24 protein-coding genes are annotated in these 23,988 nt (G+C 69.4%); 9 read left to right on the top strand and 15 right to left on the bottom strand.

Translation table 11 applies throughout. The features are described from left to right. The first annotated feature begins 185 nt into the window (after window positions 1–185). Genes VLG41_RS10510 through VLG41_RS10490 form a run of 5 tightly spaced genes read left to right on the top strand, consistent with a single transcriptional unit; the run spans window position 186 to window position 4,866 of the window. On the top strand, window positions 186–920 hold the full coding sequence (locus tag VLG41_RS10510) for an iron-containing redox enzyme family protein (RefSeq protein ID WP_325349345.1): 735 nt from the start codon (window positions 186–188) through the stop codon (window positions 918–920). A gap of 47 nt (window positions 921–967) precedes the next feature. Beyond that, a complete protein-coding gene (locus tag VLG41_RS10505; protein ID WP_325349344.1) occupies window positions 968–1,816 on the top strand; it encodes an alpha/beta hydrolase in 849 nt (282 codons plus the stop codon). Next, window positions 1,813–3,312 (top strand): aldehyde dehydrogenase family protein, encoded by a 1,500-nt coding sequence (locus tag VLG41_RS10500; RefSeq protein ID WP_325349343.1) that lies wholly within the window; start codon window positions 1,813–1,815, stop codon window positions 3,310–3,312. Before VLG41_RS10505 ends, VLG41_RS10500 begins: the two co-directional genes overlap by 4 nt. Window positions 3,313–3,356: 44 nt before the next feature. Beyond that, window positions 3,357–3,836, top strand: a complete 480-nt coding sequence (locus VLG41_RS10495) for a heme-binding protein (RefSeq protein ID WP_325349342.1) — start codon at window positions 3,357–3,359, stop codon at window positions 3,834–3,836. A gap of 19 nt (window positions 3,837–3,855) precedes the next feature. Further along, on the top strand, window positions 3,856–4,866 hold the full coding sequence (locus VLG41_RS10490; protein WP_325349341.1) for a 2Fe-2S iron-sulfur cluster-binding protein: 1,011 nt from the start codon (window positions 3,856–3,858) through the stop codon (window positions 4,864–4,866). 22 nt (window positions 4,867–4,888) lie between these two features. On the opposite strand, the gene VLG41_RS10485 is transcribed toward VLG41_RS10490, so the two are convergent. Continuing rightward, entirely contained in the window at window positions 4,889–5,728 is an 840-nt protein-coding gene (locus VLG41_RS10485; RefSeq protein WP_325349340.1) for an IclR family transcriptional regulator, read from the bottom strand. 103 nt (window positions 5,729–5,831) lie between these two features. On the opposite strand from VLG41_RS10485, the gene VLG41_RS10480 reads away from it, so the two are divergent. The 3 genes from VLG41_RS10480 to VLG41_RS10470 are packed head-to-tail and all read left to right on the top strand — an operon-like array spanning window position 5,832 to window position 9,159. Then, window positions 5,832–6,821, top strand: coding sequence for a tripartite tricarboxylate transporter substrate binding protein (locus VLG41_RS10480; protein ID WP_325349339.1), 990 nt, complete (start codon window positions 5,832–5,834; stop codon window positions 6,819–6,821). A gap of 15 nt (window positions 6,822–6,836) precedes the next feature. Continuing rightward, window positions 6,837–8,375, top strand: coding sequence for a class I adenylate-forming enzyme family protein (locus VLG41_RS10475; RefSeq protein ID WP_325349338.1), 1,539 nt, complete (start codon window positions 6,837–6,839; stop codon window positions 8,373–8,375). 10 nt (window positions 8,376–8,385) lie between these two features. Beyond that, window positions 8,386–9,159, top strand: a complete 774-nt coding sequence (locus tag VLG41_RS10470) for a citryl-CoA lyase (RefSeq protein WP_325349337.1) — start codon at window positions 8,386–8,388, stop codon at window positions 9,157–9,159. Here the strand turns inward: VLG41_RS10470 and VLG41_RS10465 are convergent. After that, the gene (locus tag VLG41_RS10465; RefSeq protein ID WP_325349336.1) at window positions 9,156–9,938 is read right to left on the bottom strand and encodes an SDR family oxidoreductase; all 783 of its coding nucleotides are present in this window, start codon (window positions 9,936–9,938) and stop codon (window positions 9,156–9,158) included. The two genes, VLG41_RS10470 and VLG41_RS10465, sit on opposite strands and share 4 nt — an antisense overlap. Window positions 9,939–10,102: 164 nt before the next feature. Here VLG41_RS10465 and VLG41_RS10460 point away from each other — a divergent pair, with 164 nt between their 5' ends. Next, window positions 10,103–11,047: a LysR family transcriptional regulator gene (locus tag VLG41_RS10460; protein ID WP_325349335.1), complete on the top strand. Its 945-nt coding sequence runs from the start codon at window positions 10,103–10,105 to the stop codon at window positions 11,045–11,047. Between the two features lie 31 nt (window positions 11,048–11,078). Here the strand turns inward: VLG41_RS10460 and VLG41_RS10455 are convergent, their stop codons facing one another. The 13 genes from VLG41_RS10455 to VLG41_RS10395 all read right to left on the bottom strand — a co-directional run bounded on the left by VLG41_RS10455 (window position 11,079) and on the right by VLG41_RS10395 (window position 23,919). Then, on the bottom strand, window positions 11,079–12,599 hold the full coding sequence (locus tag VLG41_RS10455; RefSeq protein WP_325349334.1) for a tripartite tricarboxylate transporter permease: 1,521 nt from the start codon (window positions 12,597–12,599) through the stop codon (window positions 11,079–11,081). A gap of 1 nt (window position 12,600) precedes the next feature. Next, complete coding sequence (locus VLG41_RS10450) at window positions 12,601–13,047, bottom strand: tripartite tricarboxylate transporter TctB family protein (protein WP_325349333.1); 447 nt, start codon at window positions 13,045–13,047, stop codon at window positions 12,601–12,603. 58 nt (window positions 13,048–13,105) lie between these two features. Next, window positions 13,106–14,092, bottom strand: coding sequence for a tripartite tricarboxylate transporter substrate binding protein (locus tag VLG41_RS10445; RefSeq protein ID WP_325349332.1), 987 nt, complete (start codon window positions 14,090–14,092; stop codon window positions 13,106–13,108). A gap of 111 nt (window positions 14,093–14,203) precedes the next feature. Then, a complete protein-coding gene (locus tag VLG41_RS10440) occupies window positions 14,204–15,628 on the bottom strand; it encodes a sensor histidine kinase (protein WP_325349331.1) in 1,425 nt (474 codons plus the stop codon). Continuing rightward, entirely contained in the window at window positions 15,625–16,293 is a 669-nt protein-coding gene (locus VLG41_RS10435) for a response regulator (protein WP_325349330.1), read from the bottom strand. The genes VLG41_RS10440 and VLG41_RS10435 overlap by 4 nt, the downstream gene beginning before the upstream one ends. A 20-nt stretch (window positions 16,294–16,313) precedes the next feature. Next, window positions 16,314–17,117, bottom strand: a complete 804-nt coding sequence (locus VLG41_RS10430) for an amidohydrolase family protein (RefSeq protein WP_325349329.1) — start codon at window positions 17,115–17,117, stop codon at window positions 16,314–16,316. Continuing rightward, complete coding sequence (locus tag VLG41_RS10425; RefSeq protein ID WP_325349328.1) at window positions 17,114–18,121, bottom strand: tripartite tricarboxylate transporter substrate binding protein; 1,008 nt, start codon at window positions 18,119–18,121, stop codon at window positions 17,114–17,116. Before VLG41_RS10425 ends, VLG41_RS10430 begins: the two co-directional genes overlap by 4 nt. Before the next feature lie 10 nt (window positions 18,122–18,131). Next, entirely contained in the window at window positions 18,132–18,872 is a 741-nt protein-coding gene (locus VLG41_RS10420; protein ID WP_325349327.1) for a GntR family transcriptional regulator, read from the bottom strand. A gap of 98 nt (window positions 18,873–18,970) precedes the next feature. Further along, window positions 18,971–19,873, bottom strand: coding sequence for an EamA family transporter (locus VLG41_RS10415; protein ID WP_325349326.1), 903 nt, complete (start codon window positions 19,871–19,873; stop codon window positions 18,971–18,973). Next, a complete protein-coding gene (locus VLG41_RS10410) occupies window positions 19,870–20,856 on the bottom strand; it encodes an SDR family oxidoreductase (RefSeq protein WP_325349325.1) in 987 nt (328 codons plus the stop codon). Before VLG41_RS10410 ends, VLG41_RS10415 begins: the two co-directional genes overlap by 4 nt. Window positions 20,857–20,863: 7 nt before the next feature. Then, on the bottom strand, window positions 20,864–21,790 hold the full coding sequence (locus tag VLG41_RS10405; RefSeq protein ID WP_325349324.1) for a bile acid:sodium symporter family protein: 927 nt from the start codon (window positions 21,788–21,790) through the stop codon (window positions 20,864–20,866). A gap of 18 nt (window positions 21,791–21,808) precedes the next feature. Further along, the gene (locus VLG41_RS10400) at window positions 21,809–23,122 is read right to left on the bottom strand and encodes a flavin-containing monooxygenase (RefSeq protein WP_325349323.1); all 1,314 of its coding nucleotides are present in this window, start codon (window positions 23,120–23,122) and stop codon (window positions 21,809–21,811) included. Continuing rightward, window positions 23,119–23,919 carry an SDR family oxidoreductase gene (locus tag VLG41_RS10395; protein ID WP_325349322.1) on the bottom strand — a complete coding sequence of 267 codons (801 nt, stop codon included), beginning with the start codon at window positions 23,917–23,919 and terminating at the stop codon, window positions 23,119–23,121. The genes VLG41_RS10400 and VLG41_RS10395 overlap by 4 nt, the downstream gene beginning before the upstream one ends. Window positions 23,920–23,988 lie beyond the last annotated feature (69 nt).

The following is a 23,988-nucleotide window of genomic DNA, read 5'->3' as shown; positions in this document are numbered from 1 at the left end:
TCGGGCGTTGCGGAGGCTTGAATCTTCGTGAAAGTATACAGTATACTTTTGACGAGGACACCGATTTCCCCGCCTCTTTCACTGGTTTTGGCCTTGAAATCGACCTCTATGTATACTGTATACGCCAATCGGACGCACGCCCGCCCCGATCCCGGTGTCCCCCTTCACCCCACCAGGAGCCCGACATGTCCCAACTGCTCAGCCGAGATCAATTCCGCAGCGCCCTCGAAAACGCCATCAAGGGCAAGAGCGCCAACCAGTCCCCCTTCAGCCTGGCCTGGGCCGGCGGGACGCTCTCGCGCGAGCACCTCGCGCGCTGGGCCGAGAACCACTACCACTACGTCGGCCCCTTCGCCGACTACCTGGGCTACCTGTACGCCCGCACGCCGGACCACATGACCGAGGCGAAGGACTTCCTGCTGGCCAACATGTATGAAGAGGAAATCGGCGGCGACCGCCACACCGACCTGCTGATCCGCTTCGGCGAAGCCTGCGGCACCACGCGCGAGCGCATCGTCGATCCCGACAACATGAACGCCACCACGCGCGCGCTGCAGAGCTGGTGCTACGCCGTGGCCATGCGCGAAGACCCCGTGGTGGCCGTGGCCGGCCTGGTGGTGGGCCTGGAATCGCAGGTGCCCTCCATCTACCGCAAGCAGACGCCCACGCTGCGCGAGAAGTACGGCTTCACCGACGAGGAAGTCGAGTTCTTCGACCTGCACATCGTCTCCGACGAGATCCACGGCGAGCGCGGCTACCAGATCGTGCTGGAGCACGCCAACACGGTCGAGCTGCAGAAGCGCTGCCTGCGCATCTGCGAGATCGGCGCCGAGATGCGCCTGCTCTACACCACCGCGCTCTACAACGACTACGTCGCGCCCGGCCTGAAGCAGCAGCCGGAACTGGCCCACGCAGCCTGAAGGCCTTGGCGGGCCGCGACACGGCCCGCCAAACCCGGTCAACCCGCATGAACCACCACCGCCTGTCCCTGGACGAGGTCGAGCTGCAGGTCGGCATTGCCGGCCAGGGCGAGACCATCGTCCTCGTACACGGCTCCTGGGACGACCACAGCGCCTGGGACGCCGTGACCGCCATCCTGTCCAGCCGCTGGCGCGTGGTGGCGCATGACCGCCGCGGCCATGGCGGCAGCACGGTGCCCGACGGCCAGGGCCACATCAGCCAGGACGTGGCCGACCTGCACCGCGTGATCGGCGCCTTCGGCCAGGGGCCGGTGCACCTGGTCGGCCATTCCTATGGCGCCTGTGTGGCCCTGCTGTACGCCGCGCGGCACCCCGAACGCCTGGCCAGCCTGTGCCTGCATGAGCCGCCGCTGTTCGGTGTGCTCGGCGAGAGCGCGCAACACGCCCCGCTGGCGCGCGCCGCACGCGAGGCCATGGCCCGCGCGGCCGCGCTCATCGAAGCCGGCGACGCGGCGCGCGGCGCGCGCGTCTTCGCCGAAGAGGTGGCGCTCACCGGCCAGCCCTGGGAGGACGTGATGGACGCCCGCCTGCGCGCCACCTGGGTGGCGAACGCCGCCACCTGGCTCGACCAGTCGCGCGATCCCGAACGCCTCGCGCTGTCACCCGAACTGCTCGCCAACAGCCCCCTGCCCGTGCTGCTCACCCAGGGCGAGCGCAGCCCCGCCGCCTTCGGGCCCGGCGTGGACCGGCTGGCCGCGGCCACGCCGCGCGCCCGGCGCCACGTGCTGGCCGGTGCGGGCCACTTTCCGCAACTCACCCACCCACAGGCGTTCGCGCGCTGCCTGGGCGACTACCTGCAATCGCCTTCTTCCTTCATCGGAACCTCCGCACCATGAGCACGACAGTCGAAGCTTTCCTCACCGAGATCAACGCCCAGGGCCGGCCGGTGGAGGAGTTCCTGAACCACATCGACGGCCAATGGGTGAAGTGCCGCAGCGCACGCACCTTCGACAACAGCAACCCGGCCAACACCGACGAGATCGTCGGCCGCTTCCAGGCGTCCTCCGCGCTGGACGCGGAGGACGCGGTCAACGCCGCCGCCACCGCCTTCGAGACCTGGCGCAAGACCTCGCCGAGCCAGCGCGCCAAGCTGCTGAACAAGGCCGCCGACTACCTGGAGGCGAACGCGCAGCGCTTTGGCGAAGAGCTCAGCCGCGAGGAAGGCAAGTCGGTCGCGCTCGGCAAGGACGAATTCCTGCGCGCGGCGCAGACCTTCCGCTTCTACGCCATCGAAGGCCAGACCTTCGGCGGCGAGACCTACCCGCAGGACGACGGCAACCTGATGGTCTACAGCCAGCGCGAGCCGCTGGGCGTGGTCTCCGTCATCTCGCCCTGGAACTTCCCGGCCTCCATCCCGGCGCGCAAGATCGCGCCCGCGCTGATCACCGGCAACACCATCGTCTTCAAGCCTTCGTCGGACGCGCCACTGAGCGGCCTGCGCCTGGTCGAGGCGCTGATCGAGGCGGGCATCCCCAAGGGCGTCATCAACTACATCACCGGCCGCGCCGGCGATGTCGGTCCCATCATCACCACGTCCAAGTCGATCCGCGCGATCTCCTTCACCGGCTCCACGCAGGCCGGCATGCACATCCACCGCACCGTGCACCTCACCACGCGGCTGCAGATGGAGCTGGGCGGCAAGAACCCGCTGATCGTGATGGAAGACGCCGACCTGGACCACGCCGTCGAACTCGCCATCAAGGGCGGCTTCTCGCTCACCGGCCAGGCCTGCACCGGCACCAGCCGCGTGATCGTGATGAAGGCCGTGAAAGAGGCCTTCACCCACAAGCTCGTCGAGCGCGTGAAGACGCTCAAGATCGGCCCCGGCCACCAGAGCGGCATGGACCTGGGCCCACTGGCCACCGAGAAGCAGCTCGAAACCGTGCTGCGCTACCTCGACATCGGCCGCCAGGAAGCGCGACTGCTCTGCGGCGGCGAGCGACTGAGCGGCGGCGTCTACGACAAGGGCTACTACGTGACGCCGGCCGTGTTCGACAAGGTGACGCAGACCATGCGCATCGCGCGCGAAGAGATCTTCGGCCCGGTCATCGCCGTGATCGAGGCGGACAACTTCGCCGAGGCCATGGCCATGGCCAACGACAGCGAGTACGGCCTGTCCGCCGCCATCGCCACGCGCAACCCGCGCTACATGCACGACTTCGCCAACGAGATCCAGTCGGGCACGGTGAAGATCAACCGCACCACCACCGGCAACCTGGTGAACGCGCCCTTCGGCGGCATGAAGAACTCCAGCACCTCCACTTTCCGCGAGTCCGGCCGCGTGGGCCTGGAGTTCTTCACCCAGACCAAGGTCGTCTACCGCGGCCTGTGAGCGCCGCAGCGCCCGCCCCCCCTCCAAAGAACGAAAGCCCAGACATGAAATCCGCCCTCAAGCTGCAACTGCCCGAAGCGCGCCGCATGGCCGCCGCCGCCCTGGAAAAGGCCCAGGCCCTGAACGTGCCCGAAACCGTGTGCATCACCGACGAAGGCGGCTTCCCGCTGGTTCTGGAGCGCATGGACGGCGCGCGCGTGACCGGCCCGCAGATCGCCTGGAACAAGGCCTTCACCGCCGCGGGCCACAAGCGCTCCACCCACCTGTTCAACACCCCGCCCAACGGCCCCGCCCTGCCCGGCAACGAGGCCTTCGGCATCCAGTGGAGCTTCGACGGCAAGTTCGCCGTCTTCGTCGGTGGCTTTCCCATCGTGGTCAATGGCGAGGTCGTTGGCGGCGTGGGCCTGAGCGGCGGCAATGGCGAGCAGGACACGGCCTGCGGCGTCGCCGCGCTGCAGGCCCTGAAGGACCTGCTGGCCGATCAGGGCCTGGAGGTCCAGGTCAAGGCCGACCTGAAGTACTGATCCCCTCGGGAGCGTCGCCATGGCCCACCGCATCACCTGGCTGGAAACCGGCCACTGCTTCGACGCCGAGGGCGACGAGGCCGTGCTGAGCGCGGCGCGGCGCCAGGACGTGCCCTTCGCCTACGACTGCCGCAACGGCGCCTGCGGCACCTGCCGCGTGCGCGTCGTCGAGGGAGCGGTGCGGTACGAAGACGAACTGCCCATGGGCCTGAGCGAGGAAGAGGCCGCCGCCGGCCAGGCCCTGCTCTGCCAGGCGCGCGCCTGCGGTGACCTCGTGCTGAGCGTCGAGCCCGACCTGGGGCCGCCGCCGCAGCGCCTGCTCGCGCGCGTGGACCGCGTCGAGGCCTTGTGCGGCGACGTCACGCGGCTGTGCCTGGAACTGCCGGTGGAGCAAGACTTCCGCTTCCGCCCGGGCCAGTACATGAACGTGCAGCTGCCCGAGGGCGGCCACCGCAGCTTCTCCATGGCCTCTGCCCCGGACGGCGCGCGCGTGGACTTCCACATCCGCCGCATCCCCGGCGGGCGCTTCACCGACGGTGAACTGGCGCAACTGCAGGCCGGCGATGCCCTGGAGGTGGAGCTGCCCCTGGGCAGCTTCTGCCTGCACCCGCAGGACTACCGGCCCATCGTGATGCTGGCCACCGGCACCGGTCTGGCCCCGCTCAAGGCCATGCTCGAATCGCTCAAGGGCGACGGGGACTGCCCGCCGGTGCACCTTTACTGGGGCGCGCGCACCGAGGCCGACCTGTACCTCGACGCGCAGATCCGCGCCTGGGGCGAAGGCCTCTACGAGTTCCACTACGTGCCGGTGCTCTCGCGCGCGGGCGAGGGCTGGAGCGGCCGGCGCGGCCACGTGCAGCAGGCGGTGATCGAGGACCTGGGCGATGAACTCGGCGACTGCGCGTTCTACCTCTGCGGCTCACCCGCCATGATTGGCGACGCCAGGAAGGCGCTGGCGGCGCGGGGCGCCGACCCGGCGTTCTTCTATTCGGACAGCTTCCTTTTTCAGAGCGAGATGGTGGCGGGCTGAGGGCAAGGCTGGCGGTGTACCGCTACAGCCCATCGGGCAACAACGCCGCCAGCGCCTCGCGCATCGCGCGCGCGATCAACTGCTGGCGCTCACGCGGCATGCGTTCGGAGATCGAGGCCACGCTGATGGCCGCCGCCGGCGCGCCATCCCGGTTCAGCACCGCCATGCCCACCGCCAGCACATTGCGGGTGGCGTGGTTGCCGATGACGGACCAGCCGCGCTCGCGCGTGGACCGCACCAGGATCTTCATGCGGTCCGCGGTCATGCCGCCGTAGCGCGCCAGGTCGGGAGCGTTGGCCGCAATGGCCGCGGCCACTTCCTCGTTGGGCAGGGCGGCGAGCAGCGCCAGCCCCGCGGCGCCCACACCAAGCGGCTGGCGCGTGCCGACCTGGATGACGAGCACCTGAACCGGGTGGGTGCCCACGTGGCGCGCGATGCAGTGAGAGGCCGCACCGTCCCGCACGATGGCAAATGCCGCGTCCCCACAGGCCGCGCTCACCCGGGCCAGCACGGGTTGAAGGCGCGCCGCCAGATCGGAGGGCGCTGCACGTTGGACGTGCACCGACAGGCGCGGCCCCGCGACGTAGCGAAATCGCCCCTGCGCGGCGACGTAACCACACTCGATCAGTGTCGCCAGCAGGCGGTGAACCGTGGCGCGCTCCAGCCCCGTGGCACGGCACAGGTCGACCACGCGCCGCCCGTCCCGGCCGCTGTCCAGCACGGCGTCCAGCAGGTGCAAACCGCGCTGCAGTGTGCGGCTGCTGGCGTCCTCGGCCCGCTCCGGACGCACCGCGGAGGGCGCGCGTGCCGGTTTTGAAACGTCCACCCGGTGGACGTTTTTGTTTGTGCTTGACGTGCTCATATCCAAGAATTTCCGGGTCGCTGGCGCATGTCCGACGTGTGCAACAACGCCTCATGGAAGGTGTGCGACGAACCTTACATCGCCAGAAACCAGGAGACACCCCATGAGCATTCACTTCCCGTCGCGCCGCGCGATGCTGTCCCTTGCCGCTGCCTTCGCCTGCGGCACGGCGCTGCCACTGCACGCCCAGAACGCGGCCTGGCCCGACAAGCCCATCCGGCTGGTCGTGGGTTATGCCGCCGGCGGCGCGACGGACGTCATCGCACGGATCGTCGGCCCCAAGCTCGGTGAACAACTGGGCCAGTCGATCGTCATCGACAACCGCGCCGGTGCGAACAGCAACCTCGGCGCCGAGCTGGTCGCGCGTTCGCCCGCCGACGGCTACACGCTCTATGTCTTCACTATCGCCAACACCATCAACGCCTCGTTGTACGACAAGCTCGGTTACGACCCCTTGAAGGATTTCGAGCCCATCGGCCTGATGGCCAAGATCCCCAACATCCTCGTGGTCAACGAGAAGCTGCCCATCAAGAGCGTGGCCGACTACTTGCAGTTCGCCAAGGATTCGCCCCAAGGCATCACCTTTGCGTCGTCGGGCAGCGGCTCGTCCATCCACCTCTCGGGCGAGATGTTCAAGATGACCGCCAGGATCAACATGCTGCACGTGCCCTACCGGGGCAGTGCGCCCGCCATCAACGACCTGCTGGGTGGACAGGTGCAGTCCATGTTCGACAACACGCCCTCGGCCCTGCCCCACGTCAGGGGCGGCAAGCTGCGCGCGATCGCGATCACCAGCGCCCAGCGCTCCCCCCTGCTGCCCGACGTGCCCACGCTCGCGGAATCCGGCTTCCCCGGCTTCGACGTGCAGTCGTGGTTCGGGCTCGCGGCGCCGGCGGGCACGCCACGGCCCGTGGTGAACCGCATCAACGCCGAGCTGGGCAAGGTCCTGGCCAGCCCCGACGTTCGCGAACGCCTGGTGAACCTCGCCGCCACCCCCTCGCCCGGCACGCCGGAGGCGTTTCGCAGCTTCGCCGCGGCGGAGGTCAAACGCTGGCGGGACGTGGTGAAACTGTCTGGCGCCAAAGCCGAATAAGGGAAAGCCCCGCGCATGCATCCCATCGACTTCTTCTGGCGCGCCGCGCAACGCTGGCCTGAGCGCACCGCCATCGATGCGCCCGACGGCGCCATCTCCTACGCCGCGCTGGCCAACCAGGTGGCCGCCATCGCCGCGGGGCTCGTCGCCATCGACCCGGGCGCGCAAAGCCGTGTCGGCATTTGCGCGAGCAACAGTGCCGGGCACATCGCGGCGCTGCTGGCCGTGCTGGCCTGCGGCAAGGTGTGGGTGCCACTGAACCCCAAGAGCACCCCACCGGAAATCCGCCGGCTCATCGACGCCACGCAACCCTCCATCCTGGTCATGGACGCGGCCTGCACCTCCCTGCTGGAGGGGGCACCGGGCGCGCGCATTCTGTGCGGCCCGATGGACAGCTCCCCGGCGGACGGCACCGACGCGCCCAGCCTCGCAGCGCTGTGCGCGCGGCATGCCGGTGCGCCGCGCCCCGCCTTGTCCCTGCCGCCCGAGGCCACGCAGGCCATCAAGTTCACGGGTGGCACCACCGGCCTGCCCAAGGGCGTGATGCAGACGTACCGCGCCTGGATGGCCAACATCAGCAACCAGATCCACGCCTGGGGCTTTGACGAGCACGAACGCTACATCGTCGCGGCACCGATCACGCACGGCACATCCACCTACATCCTGCCCATCCTGGCCCAAGGGGGCTGCCACGTGGTGCTGCCCGGTGCGGGTGCCGAAGCCGTGCGAACCGCTTTCAGGGAGCGCGGCGGCACCGCCTGCTTCATGCCCCCCACGCTGGTCTACATGCTGATGGCCCTGCCGGGTGCGTCGCGCGCGGACTTCCCGCACTTGCGTCGCCTCATCTACGGCGGCGCGCCCATGCCGCCCGAGAAGATTCGCGAAGTGCGGGACTTCTTCGGGCCGGTGCTGGGCACCACCTACGGCCAGACCGAGGCGCCCCAGATCCTCACCGCGATGCGCCCCGAAGACTTCGACGATCCGCGCAACTGGGCGTCGGTGGGCCGCACCACCTGGTTCAGCGACGTGGCCATCATGGCGCCCGACGGCGAGCTGTTGCCGCCGGGACAGGTGGGCGAAGTGGTGGCCCGGGGCGACCTGCTGATGTCCGGCTACTGGCGGTTGCCCGAGAAGACCGCCGAAACGATCGTGGACGGCTGGCTGCACACCGGTGACCGGGGCCTGATCGACGAGCGCGGCTACCTCTACCTCAAGGACCGGCTCAAGGACATGGTCATCACCGGTGGCTTCAACGTCTACCCCGTGGACGTGGAAAACGCCTTGGGCCAGCACCCGTCGGTGCACGAGTGCGCGGTCTTCGGTGTTCCCGACGACAAGTGGGGCGAGGCCGTGCAGGCCGCCGTGCAACTGCGCCCTGGGCAGCAAGCCACCGAAGCCGAACTGATCCGTTTCGTGCGCGAGCGCTTGGGCCCGGTACAAACGCCCAAACACATTCACTTCTACGAGATGCTGCCGCGTTCTCCGGTGGGCAAGGTCCTCAAGACCGCCGTGCGCGAACGCGCCCTGTCCGCCGCTGCCGCCAGCGATGCCTGAAAGACACCCCATGACCACCCCTGCCGGCACGCCCGTCACCCGCCTGTGCACCCACACGCTCACCAGCCTGCACTACCGGGACGCCAACCTCGTCGACGAGCTGATGGGCCAGAAGACCTTCACCGAGGTCATGCTGATGCAGATCCTCAACCGCAAACCCCGCGGCGTGGATTTGCGCATCACCGACGCGGTGCTCATCGTGCTCATGGAGCACGGCCTCACGCCCAGCGCCATCACCACGCGCCTGATCTACATGAGCGCCCCGGAGAACCTGCAGGGTGCCGTTGCCGCAGGCCTGATGGCGGTGGGCAGCTCCTTCGTCGGCACGATGGAGAACTGCTCACGCCTGCTCGACCGCATCGCGGCCGCCGCCGACCCCGAGGCCGAGGCGACGGCCATCGCGCTGGAACACAAGAACCTGAAGAAGCCCGTGCCGGGGTTTGGCCACCACCTGCACAAACCGGTGGACCCGCGCGCCTACAAACTGCTCGAGCTAGCGCGCGCCGAACCCGAACTCGCCGGCGACAAGATCCGCGCGCTGGAGCAACTGTCCGCGGCCGTCGATGCCGCTGCCGGCCGCGCCATCACCCTCAACGCAACGGGTGCCGTGGCCGCCTTGCTGGGCGAAATCGGCGTGGCCACGGGTGTGATGCGCGGCTTCGCCGTCATCTCGCGCGCGGCGGGTCTGGTGGCGCACATCGTCGAAGAACAGCAATGCCCGTCGGGGCGTTTCATCTGGGACACGGTCGAGCAGGCCATCCCGTTCGATGGCACGGCGACCTAGACCGTCGGCACCGTCCCGCCATCGATCACGTGTTCCGAGCCCGACACCGATGCCGCGCGCGGCGACACAAGGAAGGTGATCAGGTCTGCGACCTCCTGCGGCCTGGCGGGCCGACCCACCGGAATTCCGCCGAGCCATTCCATGATCATCTTCTTGCCACCCTCGTAGTCTGTGCCCGCCTGGGCCGCCATTCGCTCGGCGAATGCCACCGAAGCCTCGGTCTCGATCCAGCCTGGCGAGACGCGCAGCACGCGAACCCCCTTGGGCGTGACCTCCTTCGACAAGGATTTGCTGTAGGTCGATAGGGCACCCTTGGCCGCGGCATAGGCGGTGGTCGACTCCGGGAGCGGAAGCACACGCTGAATCGAACTCACGTGCAGGACGACGCCTGCGCCCTTTGCCAACATGGCGGGCAGCAGTGCGCGGTCAAGACGAACCGCGGACATGAGGTTGAGGTTCAGCTCACTGAACCACATGGCGTCGTCCAGGGCCGCAAAACCCCCTGCCGGTGCGTTCGAGCCGCCGAGGGAATTGATCAGGATGTCGACGCCGCCCCAGCGCTCGGTGACCGCACGCGCGAGCTGTGCCACGCCTTCTGCGGTCGTCAAGTCGGTCTGGACGTACGTCACACCTTCAAGCGGCGTCTCGGGAGCAGTGCGCGCAGTCGTCATCACTTGCACGCCGGCGTCCTGCAGGCTCTTGACGAGAGCAGCGCCCAGACCCTTGGTGCCGCCCGTCACCAGGGCACGCTGCCCTTTCAGTTGGAGGTCGAAGCTCATGCCGTGATCTCCAGCGATGCGACGTACGCGGCGATCGGCGCGGGAAGGGTCGAGGTGTCCATGTTGTTGGCTCCATGTGGTGAATGAAGCCCGCAGGATGCGCGTCGAGATGAATTTAGAGAATGCCCTAGAATTCTCATGATCTATGTAGAAAGCAATACATAATGCGCGGATCCGAATTCGCGGAGCTGAAAGCTTTCGCGGCCGTGGTCGAACGAGCCAGCTTCGCCCGAGCGGCAGAGCATTTGGGCCTATCGCCTTCTGCGCTCAGCCAGACCATTCGACAGCTTGAAAGCCGGATCGGCGCGCGCCTTCTCAATCGCACCACACGAAGCGTCGCGCCCTCGGCCAGTGGTGAACTGCTGTACAGGCGCATCGCCCCGCTGTTTCGCGAGATGGCTGTTGCAGTAGCCGAAGCCAGCGAAGCCGCAGGACAGACCACGGGCACGCTTCGCATCAACACGCTGGGCATCGCCGCAAGAACCATCATTGCGCCCAGGCTTTCACGCTTTCATCAGGCGTTCCCCGACGTGGTACTCGACATCGTGGTCGATGACGCGCTGGCCGATATCGTCGCGGGTCGTTTCGACGCAGGCATCCGCGTGGGTGGACGGCTTGAGAAGGACATGGTTGCCATCCGCCTCACGCCAGACCTCAACATGGTGGCCGTGGCGTCGCCCGAGTACCTGGCCAGCCGAGGCATTCCCAAGACACCCGCCGATCTGCACAGCCACGCCTGCATCAACTGGCGGCTGCAGATGGACGGCAGACACTACCGCTGGGAATTCGAAAAAAGGGGGAAAAGGCTCGAGGTGGCGGTAGACGGCCCCGTCGTCACCAATCACGCCGACATCGGCCTGGCGGCTGCGCTGAACGGCCTCGGCATCGCTTATCACTTCGAGCGAGATGGCGTGGGCGAGCTCCTGGCCCAGGGCCGGCTGGTGCAAGTCCTGGCGGACTGGTCCATCTCGCGGCCGGGGATGTTCCTCTACTACCCCAACAGGCGGCATCGACCCGCCCTCCTCGGTGCATTCATCGACTGTCTGTTGGACAAGGACTTGGAAGGCGTCCCTCGCAAGCCCCAGATCGCGAGATCCCCTCGACCTTGAGCGGCACACGCCTGTGCAGGCGCGCCCGCAGTCAGCACTGTGAGGCCGAACGCAAGTCAGGATGCCTCCGACGCCTGACCAGACGCAACACCAACGGCACCACCAGCATCAGCGCCGCCGCGGTCCACAGTCCGATGGCGATCGGGCTCTCCACCAGGATGCCCGGCTCGCCGTTGCTGATGGAGAGCGCGCGGCGCAGGTTCTGCTCCATCATGTCGCCGAGCACGAAGCCCAGGATCAGCGGTGCCATGGGCACGCCCTGCTGGCGCAGAAGGTAGGCGGCCAGGCCCAGAACGGTCATGAGCACCAGGTCGAACGTGGTGGCGTGCACGGCGTACACGCCCACGCTGCTGACGGCCACGATGCCCGGCACCAGCAGCCAGTTGGGCACGCTCAGCACCTTGGTGAACACGCCCACCAGCGGGATGTTGAGCACCAGCAGGATGACGTTGGCCAGGAACAGCGAGGCGATCAGGCCCCACACCAGGTCGGGCTGCTGGTTGAACAGGGCCGGGCCGGGGGTGATGTTGTAGAGCGACAGCGCACCGACCATCACCGCCGTGGTGCCCGAGCCCGGCACACCCAGCGTGAGCATGGGCACGAAGGAGCCGGTGGCGGCCGAGTTGTTGGCCGCTTCGGGCGCGGCCACGCCGCGAATGTCGCCCTTGCCGAAGCTGCCGTCGGTGTCGGTCAGCCGCTTTTCCATGGCGTAGGTCATGGCGCTGGCGATGGTGGCGCCAGCCCCCGGGAGCACACCGACCACAAAGCCCACCACGCTGGAGCGCACCGTGCCCCACCAGGTGTGGGCCAGTTCTTTCAGGTTGAACAGCATGCGGCCGGTCTGCGTCACCTGGCCGGTGCTGCTGTGGTGCTGCTGCAGCATCAGCAGCAGCTCGCTGATGGAGAACACGCCGATGACCACCACCACGAACTGGATGCCGTCGGACAGGTGAATGTCCCCGCCGGTGAAGCGGTAGACACCGGAGTTGGAGTCGAGCCCTACGCAGGACATGGACAGGCCGATGAGGGCGGCCAGACCGGCCTTGACCGGCGCGTCGCCCATGAGCCCGGCGATGCAGGCGAAGGCGAAACACATGAGCGCGAAGTACTCGGCCGGCCCGAAGGACAGCGCCCAGCTCGCCAGCAGCGGCGCGAACAGCACGATGCCGAGGGTGGCGATGAACGAGCCCACGAACGAGCTCCAGGCCGAGATGGACAAGGCCACGCCGCCCAGGCCCTGGCGCGCCATGGGGTAGCCGTCGAGTGCGGTCATGATGGCGCCCGCATCGCCCGGCACGTTGAGCAGGATGGACGAGATGCGCCCGCCGTACTCGCAGCCGATGTAGACCGCGGCCAGCAGGATGAGCGAGGTCTCGGGCGGCAGCTTCATGGCGAACGCCAGCGGCATGAGGATGGCCACGCCGTTGATGGGACCCAGACCGGGCAGCAGGCCGACGACGGTGCCGATGAAGCAGCCGAGCGCGGCGATGAGCAGGTTGGTCGGGCTCAGCGCGACGCCGAAGCCCGCCACCAGGTGTTGAAGGATGTCCATGTCAGGCCCCTGCGAGCAAGGTGGCCAGCAGGCCGGCGGGCAGCACCACGTCCAGCAGCTTGTCGAACAGCAGGTAGAGCACCAGGCCGAGCGCGGCGCCCCCCGTCAGCGCCTGCTTCCAGCTGCCGCCAAAGGCCATGCCCACGGGCACGGCCATCAAGGCCGTGGCGAGCGGGAAACCCAGCCACTGAAACAGCAGCGCGTAGACCAGCACGGCCGCCGCGCACAAGGCGGTGGGCTTCCAGGGCACACCCCGGAAGGCCGCGGCCCCGGCGCCGGGGCGCAGCACCAGCCACAGGCCCGACAGGCCCAGGCCGCCCGCCAGCAGCAGCGGAAATGCGCGCGGGCCGACGGGTTCGTAGGAGATGGCGGCGGCGTAGTCTTGCGCGGCCCAGGCCATGGCGGCGGACGCGACAACACACACCGCGCCGAGGACGCGGTCACTCATGGGCGACTCCAGTGGGGAAACAAAGGGCGGGCCACCGCACAGGGCGGCCCTGCCGGGGTCACTTGGCGGGCACGACGTTCAGGCCGAACTCTTCGGCCAGGGTGCGGTAGCCCGCCACCTGCTTCTTGACGTAGGCGTCCAGCGGCGCGCCCGTCAGCGCCAGGGGGAACAGGCCGCGTTCGTTGCGCAGCTTGTCGTAGGCCGGCGTGGCCATCAGCTTGTTGAAGGTCTCCACCCACACCTGGTAGTCGGCGTCGCTGACCTTGGGCCCGACGTAGAAGCCGCGCACGATGGGCCAGTTCACGTCGTAGCCCTGCTCGGTGGCGGTGGGAATGTTGGCCATGTCGCCCGTCAGGCGCTTGTCGTTCATCACCGCCAGGATGCGCACCTTGGCGCCAGCCTTGATCTGCTGCTGGGCCTCGGCCGCGTCGCCGGTGAAGACGTGGATGTGGCCGCCCTGCAGCGCGGTCAGTGCCTCGCCACCGCCTTCAAAGGCCACGTAGCGCATGGTCTTGGGGTTCACGCCACCGGCGCGCGCGGTCAGTGCGGCCTTCATCCAGTCCTGGCTGCCCACGGTGCCGCCAGCCCCCAGCACCACCTTGGTGGGGTCGGCCTTCATCGCGGCCATCACGTCCTTGAGGGTCTTGTACGGCGAATTCTCGGCCACCACCACGGCGCCGTAGTCGGTGCCGATGGCGGCGAGCCAGCGCACGTCGTTCTCGGTGTAGCGGCCGAACTTGCCCTGCGCCAGGTTCAGCAGCGAGCCGCCGGAGAAGGCGACGATGGTGTTGGCCGCGTCGGGCTTTTGCGCGATGACGGTGTTGTAGGCCACCGCGCCAATGCCACCGGGCATGTACGTCACGCGCATCGGGTCGGCGATGAACTTGCCGTCCTGCAGCGCGCTCTGCACCAGCTTGCAGGTGAGGTCGAAGCCGCCGCCGGGTTTGGCGGGGGCGATGCACTCGGTCTTGTCGAGCGGGTTGGCGAAGGCGGTCAGGGCAGAGACCGCAACGGTGGCGGCGACGAGCTGGTGGGCCAGTGTCATGAAAGTGTCTCCTCGGTGGGTGGAACGCTCGCAACGGAGCTGCTGCGATGAGGCACTGTAGAAACCGGGCACTTTCAAGGCGCTTTCAGGCTTTCGCCCAAAACCCGAGGGTTAACCCGGGAACGGTCCGCGCGCCGGCGGCGCGGGAAAGCGCAGCGCGACGGCCAGCCCACGGCCCTCGGGCCCCGCGCTCACCCGCATCTGCCCGCCGTGCCGCTGGGCCACGGTGCGCACGATGGCCAGGCCGAGGCCGGAGCCCGGCAAGGCGCCGCCACGGCCGCGAAAGAAACGTTCGCCGGCGCGCGCCAGTTCGTCGGGCGGCAGGCCCGGGCCGTTGTCCACCACGGCCAGTTGCACGGCGCCATCGGGTTCGCCGCGCACGACGAGCGTGACGTGGCCGCCCGCGCCTCCGTGGCGGATGGCGTTGTGCAGCAGGTTGGCCACGGCCTCGCGCAGCAGCTCGGGCTCGCCGCTGAGTGGCAGCGGGTGCTCGGGCACGTCCAGGCCCAGATCGACGCCCTGTTCGCGCGCCGGGCCCCACCAATGGCGCACCAGGGCTTCGGCCAGCGCCACGGCATCGAAGGGCTGGCGCTGTGGCGGCGCGCTGTCGGCGCGCGCCAGCGACAGCATCTGGTTGGTCTGGCGGATGGTTTCGTCCAGTTGCTCGCGGATGGTCTCCAGCACCTGGCGCTGCGCGGCTGGGTCGACCTCGCGTTGCGCATAGGCCACCTGCGTGGCCAGCGTGGTCAGCGGCGTGCGCAACTGGTGCGACGCGTCGTCGACGAAGCGGCGGCGCGCCTCGGTCTGTTCGCGGTGGCGTTCGATGTGGTGGTTGATGGCCTGCACCAGCGGCCGCACCTCGGCCGGTGCGCCGGTGTCGTCCACCGGGGTCAGGTCCTGGGGGTCGCGCGCATCCACCTCCTGGCGCAGCCGGTCCAGCGGGCGCATGGCCCAGGCGATGGCCAGCGCCAGCAGGCCGGTGGCGGCCAGCATCAGCAGCACGTCGCGCGCCAGCGACTGCAGGATCAGCGCACGCCGGAAATCCTTGCGCGCTTCCAGCGTTTCGGCCACCTGGATGAGCACGCGCTGGGGCCCGGCGTGTCCGGCCAGCGGCGGGGTCAGCTCGCGCGCGTAGCTGCCGACGCGCACCGCCTGGCCCAGGTACTCGCCTTCGTGAAACTGCGGTTGACCGGTCTCGAGCGGCTGTGGCGGGGCGGGCAGGTCGGCGCTGCCGATCTCGACCAGGCCGTCTTCGGTGGCCACGCGATAGAACACCTGGCCCTGCGCGGTGAGCTCGAAGAACTCGAGCATGCGGTAGGGCAGCTCCACACCGATGCCGCCGCTGGCGGTGGAGACGCTCGAATCGATGGACTTGACCGCGCCCAGCAGCGAGCGGTCGTAGGCGGCGTCGGCCGCCTCGCTGGCGGTGCGCCAGCCCAGCCAGAGCTCGCCCGCGATCACGGCGCCCAGGCCAGGCAAGAGCAGCACCAGCAGGGAGCGGCGGATGCTGGCGCGGGCCCAGCCGAGGGCGGTCACGGGGTGTGTTCGAGCTGGTAGCCCAGCCCGCGCAAGGTGGCGATGCGCACGGGCGAGGCCTCCAGCCGCTTGCGCAGGCGGTGGATCAGCACCTCGATGGCTTCGGGGTGAACGTCCTGCTCGTCGGAGAACACGCGCTCCAGCAGTTCGCGCTTGGACAGCGGCTCGCCCGGGTGCTGGATGAGCGCGCGCAGCACCGCGTGTTCGCGCGGCGTGAGGCTCAGCGCCTCGTGCTGCAGACGGAACTGCCGGGACGCGCTGTCGTAGCTCAGCGGTCCGCAGGCAAAGCGCGGATGGTCCTGTCCGCGCGCGCGGCGGACGAGGGCGATCAAACGCGCTTCGAGTTCGGCCACGTCGAAGGGCTTGGCCAGGAAGTCGTCGGCGCCGCCGTGCAGGCAGCTCACCCGCTCCATGAGCGAATCGCGCGCGGTGAGGATGAGCACCGGCAGGCGCTCATCGGCCTCGCGCAGGTCGGACAGGACGTCGTGCCCGCCCAGGCCGGGCAGGCCCAGGTCGAGGATGAGCGCGTCGTACCGGGTGGCCTTCAAGCTGCGCCGCACCAGGCGGCCATCGTTCACCCAGTCGACCTGCCAGTCGTTCTGGCCCAGGGCCTTGACCAGCCAGGTGCCCAGATCGGTCTCGTCTTCGGCGAGCAGGATGCGCATGGCGCGAGTCTCGTCCTTGCTCAGGCGTAGAGCAAGGCGCCGGCCGCGCGCACGGCGGCGGCGCGGTCCTCGCCCAGGGCCTGCACCACGGGGTGCCAGACGCTGGCGTAGGGGGGCAGGTCGTCGGGTGCGAAAGCGGTGTGCGGCCAGTCGGACCCCCAGACCAGGCGCTCGCCCAGGGTCTGCGCCACGCGCCGGATGGGGGCGTGCAGCGCGCCGTAGGGTGCGCTGGCCTGCAGCCGGTACCAGCCCGAGAGCTTGACCCAGGCGCCCTGCCCGGCCAGGCGCTGCAGCGCGGTCCATGCGTGGGCGTCGTCGTCGATGCCGGCGTGCAGGCCGGCGAGGTGATCGAGCACGGCGATGAGGCCGCTGCCCTCGTGCAGCTCGGCGATGGTGGCGAGCTGGTCGTGGCGGGCGTACCACTGCACGTGCCAGCCGCGCGCCTTCAGCCGCGGCACGAGCGCACGCCAGGCCTCGGGGCCGTTGCCCACGGGCGAGACCAGATTGAAGCGCACGCCGCGCACGCCCAGCGCGTGCATGGCGTCGAGCTCGGCGTCGGTCACCGCCGTGTCCACCACGGCCACGCCCCGATGCCGGCCCGGCTCGCGGGCCAGCGCGCGCAGGATCAGGCGGTTGTCGGTGCCGTAGACGCTGGGCTGCACCAGCACGAGGTGGCCCACACCCAGTGACCGCGCCGCCGACTCGATCTCGGGCAGGTCGCGCAGCACCGGCCGGTAGTGGCCGGCCTGCGCCGGGTGCGCCGGGTCGAACACGTGCACATGGCAATCCCAGCCGCAGGGGACGGAGCTGGGGCTCGGGTTCATCCGGTGGTGATCTTGCGTTCCTTGATCACCTTGGCCCACAGCGCCTGCTGGGCCGCGATGAACTTGCCGGCGCTCTGCTGGCTGGCGTCGGCGAACACGTCGCCGCCGAGCTGGCGGATGCGACCCAGCACCTCGGCGTCTTCCAGCGCCCGGCGAATGCCCGCCACCAGCGCGGCCTTCGTATCGGCCGGCAGGCCGGCCGGCGCCAGAATAGGGTTCCACTCCAGCACCTCGTAGCCCGCCACACCGGCTTCGGCCATGGTGGGCACCTCGGGCAGGGAACGGGCGCGCAGGGCACTCGTGACGGCCAGCGCGCGCAAGCGCCCCGATTGGATGTGGCCCAGCGACGACGCCACGTTGGCAAAGAACAGCGGGACCTGCCCGCCCATCACGTCGTTCATGGCCGGGCCGCCGCCGCGGTAGGCCACGTGGGTCAGGCTCACACCCGCCCGTTGCTCGAACAGGGCACCGGCCAGGTGCTGGGCCGAGCCGCTGCCCGACGAGGCGTAGTTCAGCGGCCCGGCTTTCGCCAGGCGGATCACGTCTTTCACGCTCTTCGCTTCGAAGCTGGGCGTGCACACCAGCACGTTGGGGAAGGTGGCGAGCACGGCCAGTGGCGTGAACGCCGTGGCGGTGTCGTAGGGCAGCTTGGGGAAAAGCGACGGGTTGACCGCGAAGGACGAGGCGTCCAGCAGCAGCACGCTGCCGTCGGCGGTGGCGCGGGCCACGTGGCCGGCGGCCAGCTGGCCGCTGGCACCGGCCTTGTTCTCCACCACCACCGTCTGGCCCAGTGCGGCTTCCAGCTTGGGGGCGATGGTGCGGGCCATGAGGTCGGCACCGCCGCCGGGCGGGTAGGACACGACCAGCGTGATCGGCTTGCCCGCGGCAATCTTCGCCTGCGCGTGGGCGCCGACCCAGGGCGCGGCCAGGGCAGCGCCGGCCGATGCGATCAGGTGGCGGCGCGAGGGCCTCCAGCCATGGAGAGGCGTGTTCGTGTGGGCCATGGTGTTTCCTTCAGGTGATGTTGACGGTGTAGTGAAAGGCGTGGGCGTCGCCGCGCGTGGTGCGCCGTTCGACGCACCGGCCCGACAGGTCGTAGGCCGAGCGCTGCACCTGCGCACAGGGGTGCCCGGCGGGCAGCCCCAGGTGCCGGGCCTGCGCGGCGCTGAGCTGGCCGAAGCCGATGTCGTCGAGCGCGCGGTGGATGTGCACCTGCACCTTGCGGGCGAACATGGGGTAGAGCAGGTCGTCCCAGGTGGCGAGGTCGTCGTCGGCCAGCGGCTCGAACAGGTCCAGCGGCAGCCAGAGTTCTTCGAACAGGCACGGCTGTTCGCCCATGAGGCGCAGGCGGTGCAAGCGCAGCACCGGTTCGCCGGATCCGATGCCCAGCGCGCGCGAAACCGCCGCGGGCGCGTTGACGCGGCTGCGCTGCAGGATGCGGGAGGCGGGGACCTCGCCGGTGCCGCTGTCGAAGCGGAAGAACCGCAGCATGGAGGCACCGGCCAGCCCCTGGCGAACGAAGGTGCCGCGGCCGTGGATGCGTTCGATGAAACCTTGCTCCACCAGCAGTTCCAGCGCGCGCCGCATGGTGCCCAGGGCCACGCCGTGTTCCTTGGCGAGTTGGCTCTCGGCCGGCAGGGCCGAACCGGGCGACCATTCGCCGGCCACCACGCGCGCGCGCAGGGCCTGCGCCAGCGAGGCGTAGCGGCTGAGGCCGGGCTCGGCGGCGGTGACGAGGTGCAGGCTGGTGTTCATGCGCTGAACTCTAGTCCTCTATAGGACTAGAGCCATCAGTGCAAACCCTTGGCTGCCGGCTGGGCCTTGCGGGTCGACAGCGCCCTGAGCGCAGGCGCTCACCGCCCTACCCGCCCACCTCTCACCTGATTCACCACCAGCCCCACCAACACCGCTCCCGTTCCCACCCACTGCAGCCCCAGCGGCGCCTCTCCATACGCCACCCACGCCGCCCACAAGCCCACCACCGGCACCAGCAGCGAGAACGGCGTGACGCGCGTGGCGGCGTGGCGTTGCAGCAGGCGCGTCCACAGGCTGTAGGCCAGCAGCGTGGCGCCCAGGGCCAGGTACAGCACTGCGAACCAGGCGCCCGGGCCCATGCCGGCCAACTGTTGTCGCACGCTCGCCGGGCCGTCGGTGGCCAGCGCGATCAATGCGAACGGCAGGATGGGGAACACGCTGCTCCACACCACGAAGGGAAAGGGCTCGTAGCGCGCGATCTGGCTGGCGCGGCGCGCCACGATGTTCGACAAGGCCCACATGGCCGCGGCCGACAGCGTGAGCACGAAGCCCGCCAGCGTCATCTGGCCCGGCCCTTCGCCGTGCGCCGAGGCGATCATCAGCAGCCCCGCCAGGGCAACGCCCAGGCCCAGCCATTGGTTCGCGCGCACGCGCTCGCCCAGCAGGGGCACCGCCAGCAACAGGGTGAAGAAGGCCTGCGTCTGCATCACCACCGAGGCCATGCCGGCCGTCATGCCCAGTTGCAGACCGAGGAAGAGGAAGCCGAACTGGCCCAGGCCCTGTACCAGCCCGTAGCCCGCGATGAAGTGCCAGGGGAGTGGCGGCGGCCGCACGAACAACAGGAAGGGCAAGGACGCCGCCGCGAAGCGCAGCGCGCCCAGCAGCATGGGGCTGATGCTTTGCAGGCCGAGCTTCATCACCACGAAGTTCAAACCCCAGATGACCACCACGGCCAACGCGCGCAGCGCATCGCCGCGCGAGAACGGGGTGGGTTCACTCACAGCGGGCGCCCTTGCGCGCGCCGCGCGGCCACGAAGGCGTCGAAGGCTTCGGCGCTGGTCTTCTTGGGCACGTAGCCGAAGCGCTCCTTCAGCGCGGTGTTGAGCAGCACCGGGCGGTGACGCAGGAAGTCGATCTGCTCGGGCCCGTAGCGCGACACGCCGAGCGCGCGGCCCAGGGCCAGCGCGGCGCGCAGCAGGCCAGGGGGGAACACGCGGGGCCGCTTGCCCAGGCGCGCGGCGATCTCGTGGATGGTGAGCGCGCCGTCGCCCGCGAGGTTGAAGCAACCGGGCGGGCCCTTGCCATCCAGCGCATGCAGCAGCGCGCCGACGACGTCCTCGTCCCAGATGAAGACGAAGGGGCTGTCGCTGCCGGCGATGGCGATGGGACGCGGCTTCTCGAACAGCGCGGTGATCTGGTTGTCCACGCGCTCGCCCAGGATGGTGCCGATGCGCAGCACGGTCTGCGCGAGCTGAGGATGGTGACGGCGCGCCTCGGCCAGCATCTCTTCCACCAGGCGCTTGTGGTGCGCGTAGGCGAAGGCCTCGTGGCCGCGCAGGGGGTGGTCTTCGGTGATCCAGGCGGGGTTGTCGGCGTGGTAGCCGTAGGCCGCGCCGCTGGAAGAGACGATCAGGTGCTGAACGCCGTGCGCCAGGCAGGCGGTGAGCACGTTGCGCGTGCCGCCCACGTCCACCGCGTACTCCAACTCGCGCGTGGAGCCCTTGCCGGGCGTGACGATGGAGGCGAGGTGCACGACGGTGTCGATGCGGTGCTCGGCGAGCACCGCGCCCAGGCCCTGGTCGCGCACGTCGAGCCGGCGGTAGGTGATGCCAGGGAGCCGGCGCGCGGGCTCCACCTCGCGCACGTCGGTGGCGACGACGGTGTCGCCACCGACGTGGGAGAGGCCGCGGCGCGCGAGCGCGTCGACCAGACCCCGGCCAAGGAAGCCGTCGGCGCCGGTGATGAGGATGCGTTGCGCTCTCATGCGGCCGTCATGCCTGGGCCTGTGTGGGCACGCCGCCCTGCAACGGCCGCCTGCCCCACCAGCCCGCCAGCAGCATGCCGGCGATGATGTCCCAGAAGCCCCACACGCCGGCCACCACCGCCATGCCGCCCAGGCCACCGAAGAAGCTGAAGATGAGCACCAGGCCGAGGCCCGCGTTGCGGATGCCGACCTCGATGGACAGGGCGCGGCGGTCGTAGTCGGGCAGGCCCACGGCGCGCGCGCTGAGCCAGCCGATGAGGAAGGCCAGCGCGTCGTGGATGGCCACGGCCACGATGACCAGGCCCACGTAGTCGAGGAAGTAGCGCCAGTTGCCCGCGATGGCGCCGACGATGAAGCCGATGAGCGCGAGGAAGCTGATGATGCGCACCGGCTTCTTGAAGCGCGCGGTGAGCGCGGGGAAGCGGTGCGCCACCCACAGCCCCAGCGCGAAGGGGATGCCGATGATGAGCAGGATGTGGCCCACCATCTGCACCGGGTCGAGCGCGATGGTCTTGAGCAGCGCCGAGGCCGTGGGGTGGATGCCGCCCCAGAAGGCGAAGTTCAGCGGCATGGCCACGATGGCGATGGCGTTGGACACCGCCGTCATGGAGACGCTCAGGGCCACGTTGCCGTTGGCGCGGTGCGTGAGGATGTTGCTCACGTTGCCGGGCGGGCAGCAGGCCACCAGGATCATGCCCAGCGCAATGCTGGGCCCCACGCCCAGCAGCAGCGTGAGCGCGTAGGTGATGGCGGGCAGGAAGAGAAATTGCGCCACCACGCCCACGGCGAACGCCAGCGGCATGCGGGCCACGCGCTTGAAGTCGTCAAGGCGCGTGTCCAGCGAGATGCCGAACATCAGGAAGGCCAGCACCGCGTTGAGCACCGCGAGCGAGGCGGGGTTGAAGTTCAGGCGGATCTCGTCGATGGGCAGCATGCGGTGTCTCCTCGCGGCTTAGTCGAATGCCTTGGCCGCTTCGCGCACGGCCTTGCGGTAGGTGTCCTTGTGCACGTAATAGGCCATGCGCTCGAGCTTGAGGTAGCGGTAGCCGCCCGAGAGGTCCGGCGGCGGCCCGGCCTTGGCGGCCTTGAGCGCCGCGGCCTGCGGCGCGCCCGCGTCCAGCGCCTTGAGGTAACGCGCCACCAGCTCGGCCTGTTCGTAGCGGCCCTGCCAGCCCAGGCCGCTGGCCTCCACCATGCCCAGCACCGCGAGGCGGTCGAAGCGCGGCGCGAAGATGTTGAGGTACAGACCCGGCGCCATGCCCTGCCAGTTCAGCAGTGCGTGGTCCATGAAGGGAAAGTGCAGCTTGTAGCCGGTGGCCGTGAGGATGAGGTCGTAGTCGCGCGCGCTGCCGTCCTTGAAGTGCACGGTGCGGCCATCCAGGCGCGCCACGTCGGGGCGCACGCCCACGTCGCCGTGGCCGATGTGGTACAGGATGAGCGAGTTCACCACGGGGTGCGACTCGTACATCCGGTAGTCGGGCTTCGGGAAGCCGAAGCGCACCGGATCGCCCGTGAACCACTTGAGGATGGTGCTGTCGATGCGCTGCTTGAGCCAGGGCGGCAGCTTGAACCTGCCGCCCACCGAATCGGCGGGTTTGCCGAACACGTACTTGGGGACGAAGTAGTAGCCGCGCCGCACGGAGATGTCGATGCTCCTGGCGTGGTGCACGGCGTCCACCGCGATGTCGCAGCCCGAGTTGCCCGCGCCCACGATGAGCACGCGCTTGCCGGTGAGCTGCGTGGCCGATTTGTATAACGAGGTGTGCCAGATCTCGCCATCGAAGCGCCCCTCGAAGCGCGGCAGGTTCGGCTCGGCCAGGGTGCCATTGGCGATGACCACGCCCTTGAAGATCGCGGTCTCGGGCGGCGCGTCGCCGGTCTGGGTGGTGAGGCGCCAGAGCGTGTCGGGCGCCTCCGACAGCGGCTCGGCCTTGAGCACGCGGGTGTGGAAGCGGTAGTGCTGGCGCAGGCCGAAGTGGTCGGCAAAGGCGCGGAAGTAGTCGAGCAGTTCGCGGTGGCTGGGGTAATCGGCCACGCGATCGGGCATGGGGAACTCCAGGAACTCCGTCATGCGCTTGCTGGAGATGAGGTGCGCCGATTCGTAGACGGTGGAGCGCGGGTTGCCGATGTTCCAGAGCCCGCCCACGTCGCCGTGCGCCTCGAAGCCCTGGAAGGCAATGCCGTTCTTCTGCAGGCAGCGCGCGCCGGCCAGGCCCGACGGGCCGGCACCGATGAGGGCGATCTGTTGTTCGGTGGGTGTCTTCACTTCAAGCCGGGGATATTGGTGGAACCGGGTTCGCCCGCGCGTGGCTTGCGCGGCTGGCCCAGCAGGATGCGGTCGTGCAGCGTCTCGGGCAGCAGGTTCAGCGCGCGCGACAACCAGCCGATGCGCCGCGGCAGCACGATGTGTTCGACGCCCCTGTCCACGCCCGCGAGCAGGCGGCGCGCGGCCTCGTCGGGCTCCAGCAGGCCCGGCATGGCGAATCGGTTGCCGGCGGTGAGCGCGGTGCGCAGGTAGCCGGGGCTCACGGTGTGCACGGTGATGGGCGTGGGCCGCAGTTCGGCGCGCAGGCTCTGCAGGTAGGTGATGAGGCCCGCCTTGCTGGCGCAGTACGCGCCGTTGCCCGGCATGCCGCGCCAGCCCGCGATGCTGGCCACGCCCACCAGCGCGGCGGGCCGTCCCGCGTCCTGCATCGCGCCCAGGAAGGGAGAGAAGGTGCAGGCCACGCCGAGCAGGTTGATCTCCAGCATGCGGCGCATCACGCGCAGGTCGTCGGGGCGCGCGGTGTCGAAGCCGCCGGCCACGCCCGCGTTCGCGATGATCAGATCGGGCGCGCCGAAGCGCGCCATCCAGTCGGTGCCCACGTCGGCCATGGCGCGGTGATCGCTCACGTCGGGCGTGAAGACGGCGCAGCGGCCCGGCGCGAGCGCGGCGAGATCGTCGAGCACCGCCCGGTCGAGACCGACCAGTCCCACCCGCGCGCCACCCGCGATGAGCCGGCGCGCCAGCGCCTGGCCGAAGCCGCCGCAGGCACCGGTGAGCACGGCGTTGTGGAATCGCAAGGCCCGGGTCTCCTCTGTTGTCTTGCGGGCGACTGTAGGTCGCCCCTACACTTCGTCTCGAAAACTTTT

The sequence above is a fragment of the Hydrogenophaga sp. genome, assembly GCF_035481345.1.
In the GTDB taxonomy this organism is placed as follows: domain Bacteria; phylum Pseudomonadota; class Gammaproteobacteria; order Burkholderiales; family Burkholderiaceae_C; genus Hydrogenophaga.
The sequence above is the reverse complement of the archived record's forward strand: the minus strand, read 5'-3'. Positions and strand labels throughout refer to the sequence as shown.

Coding starts and splice junctions, on each gene's coding strand:
- VLG41_RS10500 (WP_325349343.1), top strand. CDS start 1,813: ATGAGCACGACAGTCGAAGCTTTCCTCACCGAGATCAACGCCCAGGGC.
- VLG41_RS10445 (WP_325349332.1), bottom strand. CDS start 14,092: ATGACACTGGCCCACCAGCTCGTCGCCGCCACCGTTGCGGTCTCTGCC.
- VLG41_RS10425 (WP_325349328.1), bottom strand. CDS start 18,121: ATGGCCCACACGAACACGCCTCTCCATGGCTGGAGGCCCTCGCGCCGC.
- VLG41_RS10450 (WP_325349333.1), bottom strand. CDS start 13,047: ATGAGTGACCGCGTCCTCGGCGCGGTGTGTGTTGTCGCGTCCGCCGCC.
- VLG41_RS10455 (WP_325349334.1), bottom strand. CDS start 12,599: ATGGACATCCTTCAACACCTGGTGGCGGGCTTCGGCGTCGCGCTGAGC.
- VLG41_RS10510 (WP_325349345.1), top strand. CDS start 186: ATGTCCCAACTGCTCAGCCGAGATCAATTCCGCAGCGCCCTCGAAAAC.
- VLG41_RS10475 (WP_325349338.1), top strand. CDS start 6,837: ATGCATCCCATCGACTTCTTCTGGCGCGCCGCGCAACGCTGGCCTGAG.
- VLG41_RS10485 (WP_325349340.1), bottom strand. CDS start 5,728: ATGAGCACGTCAAGCACAAACAAAAACGTCCACCGGGTGGACGTTTCA.
- VLG41_RS10505 (WP_325349344.1), top strand. CDS start 968: ATGAACCACCACCGCCTGTCCCTGGACGAGGTCGAGCTGCAGGTCGGC.
- VLG41_RS10495 (WP_325349342.1), top strand. CDS start 3,357: ATGAAATCCGCCCTCAAGCTGCAACTGCCCGAAGCGCGCCGCATGGCC.
- VLG41_RS10490 (WP_325349341.1), top strand. CDS start 3,856: ATGGCCCACCGCATCACCTGGCTGGAAACCGGCCACTGCTTCGACGCC.
- VLG41_RS10420 (WP_325349327.1), bottom strand. CDS start 18,872: ATGAACACCAGCCTGCACCTCGTCACCGCCGCCGAGCCCGGCCTCAGC.
- VLG41_RS10465 (WP_325349336.1), bottom strand. CDS start 9,938: ATGAGCTTCGACCTCCAACTGAAAGGGCAGCGTGCCCTGGTGACGGGC.
- VLG41_RS10435 (WP_325349330.1), bottom strand. CDS start 16,293: ATGCGCATCCTGCTCGCCGAAGACGAGACCGATCTGGGCACCTGGCTG.
- VLG41_RS10430 (WP_325349329.1), bottom strand. CDS start 17,117: ATGAACCCGAGCCCCAGCTCCGTCCCCTGCGGCTGGGATTGCCATGTG.
- VLG41_RS10410 (WP_325349325.1), bottom strand. CDS start 20,856: ATGAGAGCGCAACGCATCCTCATCACCGGCGCCGACGGCTTCCTTGGC.
- VLG41_RS10480 (WP_325349339.1), top strand. CDS start 5,832: ATGAGCATTCACTTCCCGTCGCGCCGCGCGATGCTGTCCCTTGCCGCT.
- VLG41_RS10460 (WP_325349335.1), top strand. CDS start 10,103: ATGCGCGGATCCGAATTCGCGGAGCTGAAAGCTTTCGCGGCCGTGGTC.
- VLG41_RS10470 (WP_325349337.1), top strand. CDS start 8,386: ATGACCACCCCTGCCGGCACGCCCGTCACCCGCCTGTGCACCCACACG.
- VLG41_RS10405 (WP_325349324.1), bottom strand. CDS start 21,790: ATGCTGCCCATCGACGAGATCCGCCTGAACTTCAACCCCGCCTCGCTC.